The sequence below is a fragment of the Bacillus andreraoultii genome, from assembly GCF_001244735.1.
GTDB classification, from domain to species: Bacteria; Bacillota; Bacilli; order Bacillales; family Caldibacillaceae; genus Caldifermentibacillus; species Caldifermentibacillus andreraoultii.
This window is the reverse complement of sequence record NZ_LN868935.1, coordinates 271065-271696: the sequence shown is the minus strand read 5'-3', so window position 1 is coordinate 271696 and position 632 is coordinate 271065. Positions and strand designations below refer to the sequence as shown.

The 632-nt window shown below is 33.1% G+C and carries 2 protein-coding genes; both read left to right on the top strand.

Features of this window, described 5'->3' with window-relative positions; genetic code table 11:
* The coding region (locus BN2144_RS21085; protein ID WP_222860065.1) for an Rpn family recombination-promoting nuclease/putative transposase at positions 1–194 on the top strand (194 nt) is incomplete at its 5' end.
* The coding region (locus BN2144_RS21080; protein ID WP_230199699.1) for an Rpn family recombination-promoting nuclease/putative transposase at positions 169–632 on the top strand (464 nt) is incomplete at its 3' end. The genes BN2144_RS21085 and BN2144_RS21080, both read left to right, overlap by 26 nt.

The window sequence follows — 632 nt, the reverse complement described above, 5'->3', positions numbered from 1 at the left end:
CCTTTGGAGATGTGACGGTCACGAAGGATTTTTTAACTAATTATTTGCCAGAAAGTATAATGGAGATGATTGATGTCAACACTCTTGAACCAGAAAAGGATCGTTTTATTAATGAAAAATTGAAAGAAAACTTTTCGGATTTACTTTTTAAGGTAAATATTTGTGGCAATGAAGGATACCTATATTTATCATAAAACCGCTCTTCAACTGTTAAAATATATAATAGAAATATGGGAGGCAAAAAGTGAAAAGGAAAAGAGCAATGAGCTTCCAATTGTTATTCCTTTAGTCATTTATCACGGTCAAAAAGATTGGAATATTGGATTGAGTTTAGGGGAAATAATACAGGGATATGAAGGACTTACACCAAATATTCAGCGGCTTGTTCCGAACTTTGAATACTTGCTTTATGATCTTTCAAAATATAAAGATGAGGATATAAAAGGAGAGGCCCAGCTTCAAATTATATTAACGACATTACGAGATATCTTCACTAAGGATAGTATAGATTTGTTTACTACCATTAATAGGGCTGTAAAATACTTGCGGGAATTAGAGGATCACCAAACTGGGATTCGTTACGTTGAAACTCTACTTAGATATATATTTAGCGCCGGAAGAAACTTAACGAA